The sequence below is a fragment of the Streptomyces sp. CB09001 genome (genome assembly GCF_003369795.1).
Classification (GTDB): domain Bacteria; phylum Actinomycetota; class Actinomycetes; order Streptomycetales; family Streptomycetaceae; genus Streptomyces.
The window spans coordinates 4875515-4890393 of the sequence record NZ_CP026730.1 but is presented as its reverse complement, the minus strand read 5'-3'; the positions used below and the strand labels follow the sequence as shown (position 1 = coordinate 4890393).

General features: G+C 73.5%; 13 protein-coding genes. 7 read left to right on the top strand and 6 right to left on the bottom strand.

The genetic code is table 11. From position 1 onward, the window contains the following. Positions 1-72: 72 nt before the first annotated feature. The 4 genes from C4J65_RS22940 to C4J65_RS22920 form a co-directional block, all read right to left on the bottom strand. Positions 73-1434, bottom strand: coding sequence for a hypothetical protein (locus tag C4J65_RS22940; protein ID WP_240330494.1), 1362 nt, complete (start codon positions 1432-1434; stop codon positions 73-75). Next, positions 1431-3173 (bottom strand): DUF3492 domain-containing protein, encoded by a 1743-nt coding sequence (locus tag C4J65_RS22930; RefSeq protein WP_115744082.1) that lies wholly within the window; start codon positions 3171-3173, stop codon positions 1431-1433. The genes C4J65_RS22940 and C4J65_RS22930 overlap by 4 nt, the downstream gene beginning before the upstream one ends. Positions 3174-3387: 214 nt before the next feature. After that, complete coding sequence (locus C4J65_RS22925) at positions 3388-5052, bottom strand: DUF3152 domain-containing protein (RefSeq protein WP_115744081.1); 1665 nt, start codon at positions 5050-5052, stop codon at positions 3388-3390. A gap of 8 nt (positions 5053-5060) precedes the next feature. Then, positions 5061-6101, bottom strand: a complete 1041-nt coding sequence (locus tag C4J65_RS22920) for an alpha/beta hydrolase (protein ID WP_115744080.1) — start codon at positions 6099-6101, stop codon at positions 5061-5063. A 247-nt stretch (positions 6102-6348) separates the two neighbouring features. Between C4J65_RS22920 and C4J65_RS22915 the strand changes: the two genes are divergently transcribed. The 4 genes from C4J65_RS22915 (at position 6349) to C4J65_RS22900 (ending at position 8353) form a co-directional block, all read left to right on the top strand. Further along, positions 6349-6576: a hypothetical protein gene (locus C4J65_RS22915; protein WP_115744079.1), complete on the top strand. Its 228-nt coding sequence runs from the start codon at positions 6349-6351 to the stop codon at positions 6574-6576. A 282-nt stretch (positions 6577-6858) separates the two neighbouring features. Next, positions 6859-7500 (top strand): TetR/AcrR family transcriptional regulator, encoded by a 642-nt coding sequence (locus C4J65_RS22910; RefSeq protein WP_030400709.1) that lies wholly within the window; start codon positions 6859-6861, stop codon positions 7498-7500. Positions 7501-7643: 143 nt separating this feature from the next. Beyond that, a complete protein-coding gene (locus C4J65_RS22905) occupies positions 7644-7871 on the top strand; it encodes a DUF3107 domain-containing protein (RefSeq protein ID WP_115744078.1) in 228 nt (75 codons plus the stop codon). A 212-nt stretch (positions 7872-8083) separates the two neighbouring features. Further along, the gene (locus tag C4J65_RS22900) at positions 8084-8353 is read left to right on the top strand and encodes a hypothetical protein (protein WP_115744077.1); all 270 of its coding nucleotides are present in this window, start codon (positions 8084-8086) and stop codon (positions 8351-8353) included. Between the two features lie 136 nt (positions 8354-8489). Here the strand turns inward: C4J65_RS22900 and C4J65_RS22895 are convergent, their stop codons facing one another. After that, complete coding sequence (locus C4J65_RS22895) at positions 8490-9275, bottom strand: ferritin-like domain-containing protein (protein ID WP_115744076.1); 786 nt, start codon at positions 9273-9275, stop codon at positions 8490-8492. Positions 9276-9767: 492 nt separating this feature from the next. Between C4J65_RS22895 and C4J65_RS22885 the strand changes: the two genes are divergently transcribed. Continuing rightward, positions 9768-12383: a DEAD/DEAH box helicase gene (locus C4J65_RS22885; RefSeq protein ID WP_115746587.1), complete on the top strand. Its 2616-nt coding sequence runs from the start codon at positions 9768-9770 to the stop codon at positions 12381-12383. A gap of 110 nt (positions 12384-12493) precedes the next feature. Further along, the gene (locus tag C4J65_RS22880; protein ID WP_115744075.1) at positions 12494-13390 is read left to right on the top strand and encodes an alpha/beta hydrolase; all 897 of its coding nucleotides are present in this window, start codon (positions 12494-12496) and stop codon (positions 13388-13390) included. A gap of 135 nt (positions 13391-13525) precedes the next feature. Here C4J65_RS22880 and C4J65_RS22875 read toward each other — a convergent pair whose 3' ends face one another. Next, complete coding sequence (locus C4J65_RS22875) at positions 13526-14422, bottom strand: NYN domain-containing protein (RefSeq protein WP_162833299.1); 897 nt, start codon at positions 14420-14422, stop codon at positions 13526-13528. 244 nt (positions 14423-14666) lie between these two features. Between C4J65_RS22875 and C4J65_RS36385 the strand changes: the two genes are divergently transcribed. Continuing rightward, on the top strand, positions 14667-14819 hold the full coding sequence (locus tag C4J65_RS36385) for a hypothetical protein (RefSeq protein ID WP_037837350.1): 153 nt from the start codon (positions 14667-14669) through the stop codon (positions 14817-14819). The last annotated feature ends 60 nt before the right edge of the window (positions 14820-14879 follow it).

The following is a 14879-nucleotide window of genomic DNA, read 5'->3' as shown; positions in this document are numbered from 1 at the left end:
GTCATCTGGGGGCTCCTTCAAGGGGTGATACGGGGGTGTTGCGGACGGGTGAGGGGCGGTCCGTGCGCGCGCTCACCGCGTCCGCTCCGTCTCGGCGTGGGCCGAGGCCCTGGTCAGGCGACGGCACGCGTGGACGAGGAGGGTGAGGGCGCCGATGCCGCAGACGACTGTCGGGACACCGGCCGGGCCGCAGGCGGCGACCAGGGCCTCCACGGGGGCGGAGAGGAAGCCGCAGCCGGGGAGGCGGCCGGCGAAGACCGTGGCCAGGGCGGCCGCCTCCCCGGCGGCCGTGGCGGTGAGGACGAGCGTGCCGGCGTGGGTGTGACCGTGCACGCCGAGCAGCCGGGCGAGCAGCAGCAGGGCGCCCAGACTGAGTCCCTGGGGCCAGTCGGCGGGTTCGCCGAGCACGGCGCCGGTCAGCGCGAGCAAGGCCGCCAGGGTTCCCAGGTACAGGGCGAACGCGCCGAGCAGCAGGGGGCGTACGGAGGCGGAGAAGTCGGCGAGACCCCGGCTGGACGGCAGCTTGCGGCGGGCGCCCGCGCTGAAGAGGTGGGCGCAGCCGACCGCGGCCGCGTAGGACAGCGCGAGCGCCAGGACGGGGGCGACGGTGACGGGCCACGCGCCCTCCGCGGTGCCGTCGGGGAGGGCGTCGGGGCCGCCGCTGACCGCGGTGTGCAGGAGCCCGTCGCCGAGGAGGGCGTAGCCGAGGAGCCAGCAGGTCCAGGTGCTGGTGGTGCGCGTCGCCGCGCTCAGCGGCCCGCGGCGCAGTGCCGCGCCCAGGGCCAGGGCCACCGCGAGGACTCCGACGACGGCCGCGATCAGGCGCGGCCGTCCGTCGGTCAGCCGCAGTCCGGCCACGGCGGCGGCGCACAGCACGCCGGGCAGCAGGGCGAGGACGATCCCGGCGGCGCGCGATCCGCCCGGCCGGGGCGCCGGCCCGTCCTCGGGGCGTGCGGGGGTGTCGCCGTCCCGCGGGACACGGGCGTACATCTCCTCCGCGAGGGAGAAGACGTCCCGGTGGCGGAAGCGTGCGGCGGTCCGGTCGGTGACGCCGTGCGCCTCCAGGCCCGCCGCGATCTCCAGCGGGTCCACGGCGCGTTCGCACAGTTCGCGGTGCCGGTGCAGCAGCCCCTTCACGGGGTCCGCGGCGGAGCGGCGGACGGCGGACGCGGGCGGCGACTGCCCGCCGTCGCGGCCTGCCCGACCGACGGCACCGACTCCGCCACCGCCGCCCGCAACTTCACGAGCAGCGTGTTCACGAGCAGCAGGTTCACGAGCAGCAGGTTCACGAGCGGCGCCTTCACGACCGGCGTCTTCACGAAGGGCGTCTTCACGACGGGCGCGTTCGCGAGGGCCCGAGCTTCCCTCCGGGCTCCCGCCCGCGCGCGGGCCGCACGGGGCCCCTGGCAGGTCCAGTTCGCCGAGGCCGCTCATCGGGACGCTCCCTCGGCCGCCGAAACCGGTGTCGTGGCCCGGACGGGGCCGCCGTCCGTGGCCCAGCCGGGACCGCCCCTGGCCGCGATCCGGGCCGTGGCATCGCTCCAGCGACCGGGGACGTGGGCCTCGGCGGGTACGCCGAAGGGCAGGGGTTCGCCGGTGTCGTCGAGTACGACGCGGTGTACCGGTGTACGCGAGAGGATCTCCAGGTAAATGCCGTGAAATGCCGCGATGTTCTGCTCGACGGTGAACAGCTCCAGTGCGCGGGCGCGCGCGGCGGCGCCCAGGCGTTCGCGGCGCTCGGGGTCGCGCAACAGCGCGACGCATGCCTCGGCGAGCGCCCGCGGATTGCGCGGGGGTACGACGAGTCCCGTGCCGCCGATGGCCTCCACCACCGCGCCGACGTCCGTGGACACCGTCGCCCGGCCGCAGAACATGGCCTCGACGAGCCCGGTCGGGAATCCCTCGACGACGCTGGAGAGCACCACCAGGGCCCCCGAGGCGTACGCGTCGGCGCGGGAGGGCAGTTCGGGTCCGCCGATCTCCTCGAAGGAGACCGGGTTGCGGCCGACGGAGTGCGGGCCGTCGGCCTCGTCCGGGAAGAGCTGCGCCGCCAGTCCCTTGCAGTGGGCCAGGTAGGCGACGCCCTCGGGGCCGCAGGGGGCACCGACGATCCTGAGCCGCGAGCCGGGCTCCGACCTGCGGATCTCCGCGAACGCGTGCAGCAGCGAGACCAGGTCCTTGGCCGGTTCGAAGCGGCCTACCCAGACGAGGGTCTGCGGGTCGGCGCACTCCGGCGACTCCCCCGCCTCCGCGAAGGGGGCCGCGTCCATGCCCGGGTAGACGGTGCGCAGCCTGGCGCGGTCGGCGCCACAGCGCTCCTGCCAGCGACGGGCATGGCTGTTGCCCGGGGTGACCACGGCCGCGCGCCGGTAGGTCTCGGCGGCCAGCCGCCGGTGGAAGGCGGCGAGCAGCGACCGTATCGCGGGCGAGGAATCGGGTTCCGTGAGGTAGTGCGTCCGCAGCCGCACGCCGTACTCGGTGACGAGCAGCGGCACGTCGCAGAAGTGCCGGGCGAGCAGGCCCGGGAGGGCGCCCGTGCCTCCGGAGGTCGCGTGGCACAGGTCCACCGAACCTAGGTCGTCGTCCTCGTACCAGTCGAGGGACAGCGGGCGCAGGGCGCGTTCCAGACGCGCGGCGACGGCCAGCAGATCGGGGACGCGGGCCTCGCGCGCGGAGCGGTGGGCGCCGGGTGCGCGACAGGCGCGTTCGAGAGCGCGTACGGCGTTCTCCGAGCGGAGCGCGGTGGGCAGTCCGCCCTCGTCGCGGGCGAGTTCGGCGAGGCCGTACAGCGCACTGCCGAAACGGTCCGCCTCAAGGGCCGACTGTCCTTCGGGCTGCCCTTCCGACTCCCCCTCCGAGCTCCTGGCCGGATCCCCGGGGGCGGCGGTGCACAGGGCCGTGGCCAACTCCCGGTAGCACTCGTCGAAGCGCCGGCGCGCGCGCCGTCCGTGGACGATTCCGTCGTCCACGGTTTCCCAGAGCGGGGCGGTGCGCACCCGGCCGACCTGCGGCGGCAGCGGCACCCAGCCCTCGCCCTCCTCGTGCTCGCTACGGCTGAGCGCGTAGATGTCGAACTCGTGGTGCTCCAGGCCGCGCACGAGCCGGTCGCACCAGAGCCCGGCCTCACCGCTCACATACGGATAGCCACCCTCCGTAAGCAGTCCGATGCGCACGCGCGCACCCCCGATCTCCCGTTTGGGGAGCCGCCGTTGGCCCGGCGGCTCGCAGCGGGACGAACGTATGCGGACAAGGAGGTGGCGTGATGGACGGTTGTCCATCACGCCACCAAAAGGGGTGAACGGTCGTAACTTTCCCGTGCGAGGCGCGTTCGGTCGCGTTAAGAGATCAAGCGGTCACCCGGCGTGATGTGCGGGCCCGAGCCGTCCGTCAGCCGTTCGGGTAGGCCCAGGCGTTGGGCCGGCAGTCGATTCCGTCGTGGTCGACGAACTTCGTCTGCTGCTGCATGACCGGGGCGAGCTCGCCGTCCTTGTCGCAGGTGACGTGGTTGTAGCCGATGCGGTGACCGATCTCGTGGTTGATCAGCATCTGCCGGTACGCGTGGATCGCGTCGCCGTACGGCGACGCGCCCTGGGCCCAGCGGTAGGCGTTGATCATCACGCGCTGGGTGGCGGCCGAGTCGCAGGACACGTTGTCCTCGGTGGTGTCCAGGCCCGACTTGGCGCACCACTCGGCGGTGGTGCCGGGGCTGGCCAGCGTGATGACGAAGCTGGGCTGCCCCGACTCGATGCGCTCGAAGGTGCGGGCGCCGTTGTGGGCCCAGCTCCGGTTGTCGTTGAGGGTCTTCTGCACGGCCTCGGCGAAGAGTTCACCGTCGAGGCCGAGCCCCTGCTCCACGTCGATGCGGTAGGTGTACCGCTTCCCCTTGCCGGTCCCCTTGGCGATGCCCGGGATCGCGTCGAACTTCCCCGAGGCCTTGAGGGTGGCGCCGAGTGGGTACCTCTTGCCCATCTTCTGCTCGTACGTCAGCGGTTTCGCGGACCCGGACGCGGAGGGCGTCGGCCGTTCGTCGTCCCGTGACGCCGGGTCGTGGGCCCCGCGGGCCTGGCCGGTGCCGGACTGCGCGCTCACGCCGTCCTCGTCCGTCCCGTCGGCGACCTGACCGGCCACGACGACGGCCAGCACGGTGGTGACGGCGGCCGCCGCGATACCCGTGAAGGTCCGGCCCTTGGCCCCCTTGACCGGTGCGGGTTCACCCGTGGGCGGCTCGTCGTCGGCGTCCGCGTCGGCACCGGCGGGGATGCCGCCGCCTCCGGAGGCGCCCCCGTCCGCGGTGCTCCAGTCGGTGACGGAGGCGTACGGGTCGGCGGGCCGCGCCGCACCGGGGGTACGGCCTCGGGAGCGGACCGCGAAGACGTCCTCGTCCGCGCCGAAGGCGTCCAGGTAGTCCTGCCGCGGCCCCTCCGCCGGCGCCTGCCGCTGCCTCGGGAAGGGCGAGCGCGGTCCGGACGGCGAGGGCGGCGCGGAGGGTGCGGGGGCCCCGGCGTGCGGTCCCGCCGCCGGTCCGTACCCGGCACCGGGCCGCCCGGCCGACTCGCCCCAGCTTCCGCCTGCTTCCCGCTGCTCGGGGTGACCGCCCCGGACCCGCGGCACACCGTGCGCCGGGGTGCCGTCGGGATACCGGGGGACGCCGTGGGCGGGCGTGCCGTCGGGGAACCTCGGGACGCCCTGCGCGGGCGTGCCGTCCGCCGTGCGCGGAAAACCGTGGGCCGGCGTCTCGTCCGGGAACCGCCCGCCCGGGCCTCGCCCCGGGCCGGGACCCGGGCCCGCGTACCCCTGGCGGGCACCCAGGACGTCGCCCGGAACCGCCCCGCGTGGCGCCGCCCCGTCGGCCCCCTGCGGCTGGTGGGGCCACTGTGACTGATGGGGCCCCTGTGGCTGATGGGGCCCCTGTGGCCGGTGCGGCCCTTGTGGCTCCTGCGACGGCCCGTTCGTCCGGCGCGGGTCGGGCCGACCGGCCCGGTTCTCGCGTGTTGCGGCGGCGTCCGCGGCGTCTGCCTTGGGTGCGGGCCCGCGGCGGCTGTGGCGTCCCACGTCGCGCCTCAGCCTCCTGTGGTCTGGTTGGCGGGCTCGCCGTCGACGGCCCCGTCGGTCCTCTCGCCACCCGCCGGCTTCCCGGTGCCCACCGCTTCCGCGGTGTCCGCGAGGAGTTCGCGGAACGCCGTGGCCACGGTCTCCGGATACTCGATCATCGCCACGTGTCCCGCGTCCGGCAGGGTCAGCAGCCGGGATTCACGGAAGGCGCGGGCGGCCCGCTGGGCCATGCGGAATCCGACGAGTTGGTCCCGTCCACCGTAGACCAGGAGCGTGGGTGCGAGAACCCGCTCGGCCTGTCGCCACAGGGCGTGCTGGCCACCGAGCGTGTACGCGTTGACGATTCCCCGCGTGGAGCGGGCCATCGCCTCCCAGAAGTACGGCAGTTGCAGCCGCCGCTCCATCTCCTCGACGGCATTGCGGAAGCCCTCCTCGCTCACGCCTGCGGGATCGCCGTAGCAGAGCGCCGTCACGCCGCGGACCCGCTGCTCTGCCGTCCACTCCCGGGTGAGCCGGCTGAACAGCGACACCACCCCCGGCACCGCCAGCAGCCCCGTCTGCAGGGCGCTGCTCTGCACGCGGATCTCCGGCAGCGCGGGCGACACGAGGGTCAGCGTCCGCACCAGGTCGGGGCGCACCGCGGCGACGCGGGTGGCGACGGCGCCGCCGAACGAGTTCCCGAACAGGTGCACGGGACCGCGCCCGGACGCGTCGAGGTGGCGGACGACCGCGCGCGCGTGGCCGCTGATCGAGTAGTCGCCGTCGTCCGGCGGCGGGGAGTCGCCGAAGCCCGGCAGGTCGAGGGCCTCGCTGTGGACGACGCCGTCCAGCAGCGGCATGAGCGCCGACCAGTTCTGCGAGGAGCCGCCGAGGCCGTGGACGTAGAGGGCGGGCGGCAGACCCTCGCGGGCGGGCCGTCTCGACCGCACCGTCAGGGTGACGCCGGGGAGGTGGACCGACCTGAGCCGCTCCCCGTCCGCGACCTTGACGGCCGCGACCTTCGGCAGCACGTTGGCGGGCGGCTCGGAGGGCGGCTCGGTCGAAGGCATGCGGCAATGTTACGAGACGATCACGCAGTGGTTCATGTGTTCGCCGTCACAAGCGGTGCTGCGGCGGCGCGTCGCCCGGGTACGAATGCCGTCGGCGCCGGGGCCGGGCACGCGAGACCGGGACCGGGCACGCAAGACCGGGGCCGGCGACGCATGGCGTCCGGATCGGGTGTCTCCTAGGCTCGTGAAGTGGGCACCCGCGTGTGACCCCTGCACCCCGGGGACGTCCGTAGGAAGGGAGCCCAGCATGACCGTCGACCCGACCGACCCAGACACCTTCGACGACGAGGCGCAGGCACCGGACCCGGAGGACCGCGACGTCGAGGCACCCGACGCCGACGCCGACGAGCAGCGGGCGGACGTCGGACCGGAGCGTGACGAGCCGCTGACCGGCGTCGAGCCGGACCGCGCCAACGAGGCCGACCTGGCCGAGCAGGCCCGGGTCGTCTCGCTCGACGAGGACGACTACCGCTGAACGAGGACGCCGAGGACGCCGAGGACGCCGAGAACGCCGAGAACGCCGAGGACGACTGGCACCGAACGGCGGGGACGTGAGGCGCCACGCGGCGGCAAAGCGACTCCACCGACCAGAAGGGAGCCGATCTTTGCCCGGTCTGAACCCTTTTGAAACCTGTTGTGCGACTTTCGCCGCCGTCCGGTCCGTGAAATTCTGCGCTCGCAGCACACACACCACGGTTACCGAAAAGTACGATGTCGACGCGGCGCACACCGCACGAGGACGACTATGGGAGGCGGCGTGACAGCCATCGAGCAGACAGAGGCGGTACGCCCGCGGGGCACACGCCTTCCCCGCCGAGCCCGACGCAACCAGCTGCTGGGCGCCGCACAGGAAGTGTTCGTGGCCCAGGGCTACCACGCGGCCGCGATGGACGACATCGCCGAGCGCGCCGGCGTCAGCAAGCCGGTGCTCTATCAGCACTTCCCCGGCAAGCTCGACCTCTACCTCGCCCTGCTGGACCAGCACTGCGAGGCGCTGATCCAGTCCGTGCGCAGCGCGCTCGCGTCGACCTCGGACAACAAGCAGCGCGTCCGGGCGACGATGGACGCGTACTTCGCCTACGTCGAGGACGACGGCGGCGCCTTCCGCCTGGTCTTCGAGTCGGACCTGACCAACGAGCCCGCCGTGCGCGAGCGCGTGGACAAGGTGACGAACGAGTGCGCCGAGGCGATCTGCGACGTCATCGCCGAGGACACCGGCCTCTCGCGCGCGGAGTCGATGCTGCTGGCCTCGGGACTGGGCGGTCTCGCGCAGGTGGTGGCGCGGTCGTGGCTGCACAGCGACCGCAGCGTGCCGCGCGACCAGGCGGTGCAGCTGCTGACCTCGCTGGCCTGGCGCGGCATCGCCGGTTTCCCGCTGCACGGCACCGAGCAGCACTGAGACGCCGCGGCGCCGGTTCTGTTCCCGTCGGCTGTTCGCTCCTGGCGTTCTCCGACGCTGCGTGTACGTCCCCTCACCGGGCTAATGTGTGCTGGTACGGCGCGGAAGATCGCGCACTTACTGACCGTCGGAGGGACATAGCCGTGGAGGTCAAGATCGGCGTGCAGCACGCGCCCCGCGAGATCGTTCTGGAGAGCGGTCAGAGCGCCGAGGAGGTCGAGCGCGTGGTGGGCGAGGCACTGGCCGGCAAGTCGCAGCTGCTGAGCCTCGTGGACGAACACGGCCGCAAGGTCCTGGTGCCGGCCGACCGGCTCGCCTACATCGAGATCGGCGAGCCGGCCCCGCGCAAGGTGGGCTTCGGCGCGCTGTAGCCGCCGGACGCGGGACGACGGACGTAGGACGGGTGGGGTTCGGCGGTGACACACCGCCGGGCCCCACCCGTCTTCCCGTTCTCTCTCCCGCCCCACTCCCGTTCACGGGCGGAGCACAGTTCACCCACAGGGGGAGGATTGCATTCCGCAGGTCAGGGGTAAGTCGGCTGTGACCGTTTGGGGCAGGCCGGCCATGTGGGAGGGACCCAGACATGATCTTGGAAGCGCTCAGCGCCGCACTTCTAGGCCTCGCCCTGGCATGGGCCGCCGCGCACCGTCTGCCCCACCGCCTGCCCGCCCCGCTCCTCGTCCTGCCGACCGGCGTCGCCGGGGCCCTCTTCGGGGCGTTCGTCACGCACACCGCGCTGGGCGCCGGGGGGCTCGTGCCGGTGCTGCTGGGTTCGGCGACGGTCTCCGCGGCCTCGCTGTCGCTACTGCTGCGCCCGGCGGGAAGGCTTCGGCGCAGTTCGGCGACCGCCTGACCGGCAGGCCGCCGTACCGCGTCAGGTCAGGGTGACGGCGTTCGGCCCGGGTGACGGCGTTCGGCCCGGGCCACGACGTTCGGCCCGGGTGACGACCTTCCGCCCGGGTGACGACCTTCCGCCCGGGTGGACGGCGTCAGGCCGCCAGACCCAGCGCCGCCATCCGCTTCGTGTGCGCCTCGGTGATCCGGGAGAACATCTTGCCGACCTCGGCCAGGTCGAAGCCGTCCGCGACCCCGCCCACGAGCATGGTCGACAGCGCGTCCCGGTCGGCCACCACCCGCTGGGACTGCGAGAGCGCCTCCCCCATCAGCCGCCGCGCCCACAGCGCGAGCCGCCCGCCCACGCGCGGATCGGCGTCGATCGCCGCACGCACCTTCTCCACGGCGAAGCCCGCGTGCCCGGTGTCGTCGAGCACGGCGAGGACCAGCTCGCGGGTGTCCGTGTCGAGGCGGGCGGCGACCTCGCGGTAGAAGTCGCTGGCGATGGAGTCGCCGACGTAGGCCTTGACGAGACCCTCCAGCCAGTCCGAGGGGTCAGTCTGCTTGTGGAAGCCGTCGTAGGCGGCCACGAACGGCTCCATGGCCCCCGTCGGCTCCTCGCCGATCCCGGCCAGCCGGTCGCGCAGCCGCTCGAAGTGGTGGAACTCCGCCGACGCCATCTTCGCCAGCTCCGCCTTGTCCGCCAGCGTGGGCGCCAGCTTGGCGTCCTCCGCGAGCCGCTCGAACGCCGCCAGCTCGCCGTACGCGAGCGCGCCGAGCAGGTCCACGACCGCGGCGCGGTACTGCGGGTCGGCCGCGGCCGTCGCCCAGTCGCGGGCGGCGACCGGGGTGGCTCCGGCGGTACCGGCGGTTCCAGCGGTCTCGGCGGGGACGTCTGCGGGGGCGTCTGCGGCGGTGCCAGGCTTGTCAGAGCTCGTCATGCAGCGCACAATAGCCCGCTCTTCGGCGGTGGTAAGGCCCTGGTCAGTCAGTGTGACGACGACTACGTGAGCAAATCGGCCATCGCGTGTGCGCGAATCCGGGGTATGGTGGTAATGCGCCTGCCGAGTATGTGACGTACGGGTACGTGACATCGTCGTCGGGCCGCACGCATGAGGATGCCCGGTCGGTGGCCCGATCGGCTCCGACCCGACAGCCCTCCCTGCCGTACGCCGCATTGCGTACGGGTTCCGGAGGGGGACCCTCAGTGGTACGAGCGCTGGAGCGTCGACAGAGGTCCCGTGTCCTACGGCTCACCCGTAAGGCAGCCGACGTCCCCGACACGGTCCGGCACGACCCGCGCGCTCGCCTCGCACCACGTACACAGAAGAGGCAGCACCCTGACTACGACGTTCCGATCCCTCGGGATCCTCCCCGAGACCGCCGAAGCCCTCGAAGCCGTCGGCATCACCGCTCCGTTTCCGATCCAGGAGCTGACGCTCCCCGTGGCCCTCTCGGGCACGGACGTGATCGGCCAGGCCAAGACCGGCACCGGCAAGACGCTGGGCTTCGGCCTCCCGCTCCTCGAGCGGGTCACCGTCCCCGCCGACGTCGAGGCGGGCCGCGCCGCGCCCGAGGCCCTCACCGACGCGCCGCAGGCCCTCGTCGTCGTCCCGACGCGCGAGCTGTGCCAGCAGGTCACCAACGACCTCCTGACCGCCGGCAAGGTCCGCAATGTGCGCGTCCTCGCGATCTACGGCGGCCGCGCCTACGAGCCGCAGGTGGAGGCCCTGAAGAAGGGCGTCGACGTGATCGTCGGCACCCCGGGCCGCCTGCTGGACCTGGCGGGCCAGAAGAAGCTGAGCCTGAAGCACGTCAAGTGCCTGGTCCTCGACGAGGCCGACGAGATGCTCGACCTGGGCTTCCTGCCCGACGTCGAGAAGATCATCAACATGCTGCCGGCCCGGCGCCAGACCATGCTGTTCTCGGCCACCATGCCCGGGGCGGTCATCGGACTGGCCCGCCGCTACATGTCGCAGCCCACGCACATCCGCGCCACCTCGCCGGACGACGAGGGCGCGACGGTCGCGAACACGAAGCAGTTCATCTACCGCGCGCACAACATGGACAAGCCCGAGATGGTGGCGCGCATACTGCAGGCCGAGGGCCGTGGGCTGGCCATGGTCTTCTGCCGCACCAAGCGCACGGCGGCCGACCTCGCCGACCAGCTCAAGCAGCGCGGCTTCGCCTCCGGCGCGGTCCACGGCGACCTCGGCCAGGGCGCCCGCGAGCAGGCCCTGCGCGCCTTCCGCAACGGCAAGGTGGACGTGCTCGTCTGCACCGACGTCGCCGCTCGCGGCATCGACGTCGAGGGCGTGACGCACGTCATCAACTACCAGTCGCCGGAAGAGGAGAAGACGTACCTGCACCGCATCGGCCGCACCGGCCGCGCGGGCGCGAAGGGTACGGCGATCACGCTGGTCGACTGGGACGACATCCCGCGCTGGCAGCTGATCAACAAGGCGCTGGACCTGGGCTTCAACGACCCGCCGGAGACGTACTCCACCTCCCCGCACCTGTACACCGACCTCGGCATCGCCGAGGGCACCAAGGGCGTCCTGCCGCGCTCGGAGCGCACCCGCGCCGGGCTCGACGCCGAGGAGCTCGAGGACCTGGGCGAGCCGGGCGGCCGCGGTGGCCGCGGTGGCCGCGGGCGTGGCGACCGGGGTGGCCGGGGTGGGCGCGACGACTCGCGTTCCGGCGACCGCGAGCGCGACCGTTCGTCCCGGACGACACCGCGCCGGCGCCGCCGGATGCGCGGCGGTGCGCCGGTGGACGCGGAGGCGTCCGTGGCGCCCGTGGCCGAGGCCGTGACGGAAGCTGCGGACAGCGCCGCGGACGCGGTCACCGACGCCCCGAAGGAGCCTCGCACGCTGCGCCGCCGACGCCGTACGCGGAACGGTGAGCCGTCGCGCCGCCCGGAGACCGCCGCGACGCCCGACGCCCCCGTGGCGCAGGCCGCCGAGGACACCGCGCTCGCGCCTTCCGGGGCGACGGTCGTCGAAGCGGTGGAGAACACGGAGATCGCGCAGGCCCCGGAGATCGTGGAGGCCCCGGCGAAGCCGCGCCGCCGCCGCACCCGCAAGGCCGCCGAGGCCCCGGTCGTCCCGCTCGAGACCGCTCCGCCGGCGCCGACGGCCACCGAGGAGTCGATCGTGGCTCCGGCGGTCGTCGAGTCCCCTGCGGCTGTGGCCGCTCCCGCCGAGAAGCCGCGCCGCCGCACCCGCAAGGCCACGGCCGCCGAGGCAACGGTCGACACGGCCGAGGGAGCGACCGAGCCCGCGTCCGAGCCGGCCGAGACCAAGCCGCGTCGCCGCACCCGCAAGGCCGCCGAGCCTGTCGTAGAGGCTCCGGACGCCGAGGCCGAGGCCGAGACCAAGCCCCGCCGCACCCGCAAGACGGCCGCCGCCAAGGCAGAGGCCGCCGCCGACACCGCCGAGGCCACGGAGGCGAAGCCCAAGGCCCGCCGCACCCGCAAGGCCGCGGAACCGACCGAGGTCACCAAGGTCACCAAGGTCACCGAGGCCGACATTCCGGCGCAGGCTCCGGAAGCGGCCGAGGCCAAGCCGCGTCGCACCCGGAAGACGGCCGCCACCAAGACGGCCGCCACCAAGGCAGAAGCCGCCGCCGACACCGCCGAGGCCACAGAGGCGAAGCCCAAGGCCCGCCGCACCCGCAAGGCCGCCGAGCCTGTCGTAGAGGCTCCGGACGCCGAGGCCGAGGCCGAGACCAAGCCCCGCCGCACCCGCAAGACGGCCGCCACCAAGACGGCCGCCACCAAGGCAGAGGCCGCCGCCGACACCGCCGAGGCCACGGAGGCGAAGCCCAAGGCCCGCCGCACCCGCAAGACGGCCGCGACCGTCGAGGCCGCCGCCGAGATTCCGGCTCAGGCCTCGCAGGAGCCGGAGGCCGCACCGCGGCGCCGGACCCGTAAGGCCGCGGCCGCCGTCGAGGCACCGGCGGCGGAAGCCGACACGGCGGAGGCGAAGCCGAAGGCCCGCCGCACCCGCAAGACGGCCGCCGCCACCGCGGAGGCCGGCGAGAGCTGATCCGCGCCGCCCGTCCCAGACCGTCGGCCCGGTCCCGCGACCCACGCGGGACCGGGCCGACGGCGTTGGGCGTCGTCACGCCCGTGCGCCTCGCCCGATAGCCTCTGCCCGTGAGCAGGAACGCCGCCTTCAGCCCGCCCCCGGACGCCCGCGCGTACCGGCTGCGTACCGCGCGCGGTGAGTTCGCCGTCGTCGACTCGCCGGTGGCCGCCGGGGTCGCGCCGAGGGGCGTGGTGATGATGCTGCCCGGCTTCACGGGAAGCAAGGAGGACTTCACGCTGCTGCACCGGCCGCTCGGGGCGCGCGGCTACCGCACGGTCGCCGTGGACGGACGGGGGCAGTACGAGTCGGACGGGCCCGAGCACGACGAGGCGGGGTACGCGCGGGCCGAACTGGCCCGGGACGTGCTCGCGCAGGCCGCCGCCCTCGGGGCGCGCGTGCATCTCGTCGGGCACTCCCTGGGCGGCCAGATCGCGCGGGCCGCCGTCCTGCTCGACTCCGCCCCGTTCCTGTCCCTCACGCTGATGTCCTCGGGCCCGGCGCGGATCTCCGAGTCGCAGCGGCAGCGGGTGAAGCTGCTGCGGGACGCGCTGGAAACGATGACGATGGCGGAGGTCTGGAACGTGATGCAGGCCATGGGACCGCCGGAAGAGGTCGGCGCCCCGGCCCCCGCCCACGGCCCGGAGGAACCGGAGCGGCTGCGCGACCGCTGGATGGGCACCAGGCCGGCGCAACTGCTCGCCACGGGACGCCAGTTGTGCACCGAGCCGGACCGTGTCGCCGAGCTCGCCGCCGTGCCGCTGCCGTGCCACGTGCTGTCGGGCGCCTACGACGACACCTGGCCCGTCCCCCTCCTGGACGAGATGGCTCTGCGGCTGGACGCCCGCCGGACGGTCGTCGCGGGCGCCGAGCACTCCCCCAACACCGACCAGCCCCTGCCGACGGCCCGCGCCCTCGCCGACTTCTGGGACGACCACCCCGTGCCGCCCCGGCCGTACGTGCGCTGAGGCAGCGGTGGCGCTCCCGCGACCCGCTCCGCCGGAACCGGCCCCGGCACTCCGCCGGAACAGGCCCTAGTACTGCGCTGGGACAGGCCCTAGTACTGCGCCGGAACAGGCCCTAGTACTGCGCTGGGACAGGCCCTAGTACTGCGCCCGCAGGTGCTCCCAGAAGCCGTCCCGCAGCGCCCGGCGCAGGTCGGCCTGGCCGCGCAGCGAGTACTGCAGCAGCCCCTCGGCCTCCACCAGCAGGTCCTGGTCCACGGAGCCGGGGAGGTACGGGTGGCCGGGGAGCAGCTCCACCAGGGACTCCCGCCCCCGGGCCGCCAGCCACTTCGCCGCGATCCGCGCGCCCACGAAGCGGACGTCGTCCCGGGCGGGGCGGGTGAGGCCCGTCCCCTCGACGGCGGGGGCCGTGCGCCGGGAGACGTACGGCTTGAAGAAGTCGAGGTCGAGGGTGCGCTGGCTGTCGACCTCCCAGAGCAGCGGCTCGGCCTGGTTGCGGCACTCGGGGGCCTCGATGCCCCACAGGTGGACGCGGGCTCCGTACCCCTGGGCGGCCTCGACCGCCGACACGAGGTCCTCGTCGCCGCCGAGCAGGGCCGCGTCGCTGATGGCGCGATGCCGGGCGAGGGACTCCAGGTCGGTGCGGATGAGGGAGTCGACGCCCTTCTGCTGGTTGTTGGCGTTGAGGTTGCCCAGGCGCACCTTGACGTCCGGCAGCCCGGCGATGGACTGCTGCTCGGCGGTGTGGATGCGGCGCCGGGCGCCGTCGTACCAGTACACGCGGAGCAGGCGGCTGTCCGCGAAGATGCTGCGTGCCTTGTCGATGAGGGCCTCGATGAGTCCTTCGGCGTCCAGGTCGAAGGCCCGGCGGTCCTCGGTCCCGGCCACCAGTCGCCCCGTCGCCGCGTACAGGTATCCGGCGTCGACGAAGATCGCGTGGGTGGAGGGGGTCTTCGCCACCTCGGCGAGCATGCGCTGGAGCAGCTCGTTCGTGCGATCGATGCGAGCGTTCAGGGGCGCGAGGTCGTCGTTCATCGCCTCCATTGTCCCGGCGGTCACGCTACGAACACAACCGGTCCCGGTCAGTCTTGTATGAGACACCTATCGCGCGGTAACAAGCGTCTTACCTGTCAGTAATTAGTCGTGCGAAAAATTTCCTTAGCGTAGGGAATGTTTGCAGGGGGCATCCCGTTGTCCACTACGGAAGCCCGGGCACCGACGACCCAGGAGCCACACCAGTAGTTCTCCTCAGGAGGATGACCAGATCAAGGGAGAGGCCATGCGCTTTGAAGTCATGCGACTCGACGACGTCGACGGGACCCCCGTGGACACGACTGTCGTGGACGCCGCCTCCGTGAACCGCATCGTTCAGCAGGCCGCCGCCATCGGGCAGCGCCTGTGGATCCGCCCCGCCGAGACCTCGGCCTTGTAACGCGGACCGTTCGCACATGCTCAGGGCCCCCGCACGGAACACCGTGCGGGGGCCCTCGCT